The sequence below is a fragment of the Mesorhizobium sp. M7A.F.Ca.CA.004.04.2.1 genome, from assembly GCF_004022825.1.
Taxonomy (GTDB): Bacteria; Pseudomonadota; Alphaproteobacteria; order Rhizobiales; family Rhizobiaceae; genus Mesorhizobium.
The window spans coordinates 1-3,226 of the sequence record NZ_RZPH01000711.1 but is presented as its reverse complement, the minus strand read 5'-3'; the positions used below and the strand labels follow the sequence as shown (position 1 = coordinate 3,226).

General features: G+C 64.2%; 3 protein-coding genes. All 3 read left to right on the top strand.

The window, feature by feature from the left end; all coding sequences use genetic code 11:
- Nucleotides 1-170: 170 nt before the first annotated feature.
- Genes EN893_RS25680 through EN893_RS25670 form a run of 3 tightly spaced genes read left to right on the top strand, consistent with a single transcriptional unit; the run spans nucleotide 171 to nucleotide 3,092 of the window.
- Nucleotides 171-1,094, top strand: a complete 924-nt coding sequence (locus EN893_RS25680) for an ABC transporter permease (protein WP_236383556.1) — start codon at nucleotides 171-173, stop codon at nucleotides 1,092-1,094.
- 25 nt (nucleotides 1,095-1,119) lie between these two features.
- Nucleotides 1,120-2,100, top strand: coding sequence for a sugar-binding transcriptional regulator (locus tag EN893_RS25675; protein WP_127271366.1), 981 nt, complete (start codon nucleotides 1,120-1,122; stop codon nucleotides 2,098-2,100).
- On the top strand, nucleotides 2,097-3,092 hold the full coding sequence (locus EN893_RS25670) for an aldo/keto reductase (RefSeq protein WP_127272426.1): 996 nt from the start codon (nucleotides 2,097-2,099) through the stop codon (nucleotides 3,090-3,092). The genes EN893_RS25675 and EN893_RS25670 overlap by 4 nt, the downstream gene beginning before the upstream one ends.
- The last annotated feature ends 134 nt before the right edge of the window (nucleotides 3,093-3,226 follow it).

Sequence of the window (3,226 nt, the reverse complement as noted above, 5' to 3'; positions counted from 1 at the left end):
CGCCGCCAGCGAGCTCGGCGAGGAAGCCATCATCATGCTCGCCTCGGGCGTTCAAGACAGTTCAAATCAAAGGCAGGCCCAGAATGTCGCCTAGGGAATCAGGAGAAGCGCTCGTGCACGCCGAGATCAAGGCCGCCGGGCGGCGCATCAATTTCGCTCAGCTCGCCTCGATGCGCGAGGCCGGGCTGATCGTCATCATCCTGGCGCTGTGCATCGCCATGAGCTTCGCCTCGCCGCACTTCCTGACATGGGGCAATTTCCGCGCCATGCTGATGAGCTTTTCCATCGAAGGCATCGTCGTCGTCGGAATGACGATCCTGCTCATCGTCGGCGGCATCGACCTTTCCGTCGGCTCGGTCGTGTGTTTCTCGATGGTGGTCTCGGGTGCGCTGTTCCTTGCCGGCCTCGATCCCTGGACGGCAAGCCTGATCGGCATCGGCGTCAGCGCGCTGATCGGCGCGGCGATGGGCTTCTTCGTGACCGTGATCGGCCTCAATCATTTCATCACGTCGCTGGCGGCCATGGTCATCGTGCGCGGCATGTGCCTGGTGGTCACCAAGGGCACGCCGCTGTCGCTGTTCACCCTGCCGCCGGCCTTCAAGGCCATAGGCCAGGGCAGTTTCAACAACATCCCCTATGTCATCCTGATCTTCATCGTCGTGGTGGCCATCTTCGACTTCCTGCTGCGTCGCGCCACGGCCTTCCGCAAGGTTTTCTACACCGGCTCCAACGAGAAGGCCGCGCAGTTCTCCGGCATCCGGACCAATCAGGTGAAGTTCTGGGTCACGGTGCTGTGCTCGACGCTGGCCGGACTGGCCGGTGTCATCTACATGGCGCGCTTCGGCGCGGCGACACCGACCTTCGGCGCCGGCATGGAACTCAACATCATCGCCGCGGCCGTCATCGGCGGCGCCTCGCTCAATGGTGGCTCGGGCACCATCTTCGGAGCGATCCTCGGCATGGCGTTGCTGTCGGTGGTGACGAGCTCGCTTATCCTGCTCGATGTCTCGGTCTATTGGCAGGACATGATCAAGGGATGCATCCTGCTCGCAGCCGTATCGATCGATCACTTCCTGCACCGCAAGAAGTCCTGAACTCTAAAGGCACCGCAGCAAGACCATGGCCCCTCCCAACACCCGCGACGACATCGCCGCTGTTCGTCAAATGCACCAGGCGCTTGTCCTGCATTACGTCGAAGGCAAGACCCAGGCCGAGATCGCCGGGGAACTCGGCATCTCGCACGCGACGGTCAACCGGCTGATCAAGCGCGGCCACCAGCTCGGCCTCGTCGAGATCAAGATCAAGTCGCCGATCGACCATCTGGTCGACCTGGAAGCACGGCTGGTTGCGCTGGGCGGCATCGAGCGGGCGATGGTGGTGCCGTCGGTCTCCGAGAATCCGCACACGGCCCTGCAGCGGGTCGGCGAGGCGGCGGCTGGGCTGCTGCTCGACACCATCAAGGACGGCGACACGATCTCGATCACCGGCGGCAAGGGCGTCAGCGCGCTGGTCGCCGGTCTCAAGCCGGGGCGCCGATACGACGTCGAGATCATTCCCGCAACCGGCCTGGTGCAGGGCAAGCACTACACCGACGTCAACCACGTCGCCTCGCTGATGGCCGACAAGCTCGGCGGCCGCGCCTACCAGATCCATGCGCCGCTGTTTGCCGACACCGCGCAGCAGCGCGAAATGCTGATGGGCATCAGCTCCGTCGCCGACGTGTTTCGCAAGGCGCGCGAGGCGGATGTCGCGGTGGTGGGTGTCGGCTCCATCCTGACCGACGATTCCAGCTACTACGACCTGCATCCGTCCTCGAATGCCGATCGCCAGGCGATCGAGAAGTCCGGGGCGACAGGCGAGCTGCTCGCTCATCTCATCGACCGCCAGGGCAAGCTTTGCAACTACTCGCTCAACCGTTCGCTGGTCTCGTTGACGCTTGACGAGTTCGCGACCATCCCGCGCTCGATCGGCATTGCAAGCGGCCCCAGCAAGGTCGCGCCGATCCTCGCCGCCCTGCGCGGCAACCATCTCGACACCATCGTCACGGACGAGGCCACGGGGCTCCAGATCCTCGAGCTGGCCGAACAGGAGGTAGCATGAATTCTCGACAGATCCAGCGGCAGATCGGCAAGTCCGGCATATCGGCGTCGGCCGTAGGCCTGGGCACCTGGGCGATTGGCGGGTGGATGTGGGGCGGCACCGACGAGAAGGAGTCGGTCAGGGCGATCGAAGCCTCGATCGATGCCGGCCTCAGCCTGATCGACACAGCGCCGGCCTACGGTCTTGGCCGCAGCGAGGCGATCGTGGGCACCGCCATCAAGGGCAAGCGCGACAAGGTGGTGATCGCGACCAAATGCGGGCTGAACTGGCATTCGGGCAAGGGCGGCCATTTCTTCGATCAGGACGGCAAGCCTGTGCATCGCTATCTCGGCGCCGACGGCATCGCCTATGAGATCGAGCAGAGCCTGCGCCGTCTGGGCACCGATCATATCGACCTCTACATCACCCATTGGCAGGACCCGACGACGCCGATCGCCGAGACGATGGCGGTATTGGAAAAGCTCAAGGCAGCCGGCAAGATCCGCGCCATTGGCGCCAGCAACATCAGCGCCGAGGATCTTGGCCAGTATATCGATGCCGGCCAGCTCGATGCGATCCAGGAGCGCTATTCGATGATCGACCGCGACATCGAGAGCAGCCTGCTGCCGATCACCCGCCGCCATGACATTGCCACCCTCAGCTACTCGTCGCTGGCGCTGGGGCTGCTTACCGGCACGGTCGACCCAGAGCGCACATTCGGCGGCGACGACCAGCGCAAGGACAACCCACGCTTTTCCACGGCCAACCGGCAGAAAGTCGCAAAGCTGAAAGAGGCAATCGCCCCGATCTCCGAGAGCCACCAGGCGTCGACGGCGCAGATCGTCATCGCCTGGACGCTCGCCCAGCCGGGCATCACCTTCGCCCTGTGCGGCGCGCGCAATCCCGAACAGGCGCTCGACAATGCACGGGCCGGCGAGATCACGCTTGCGGCAAGCGAGCTAGCGGCAATCGACGCCGCGGCAGCCGCGCATCTCACCGCGATGGATGCCTGAGCAAAAAGGCAACAGCCCCGATGAACCGTAGTCATACAATCGCTGGTCTGCGCGACCGGCCTGATATCGCCGTGCTCGTCATCGGTGGCGGCATCAACGGCATCAGCGTCTTTCGCGAACTGGCCCTGCAAGGG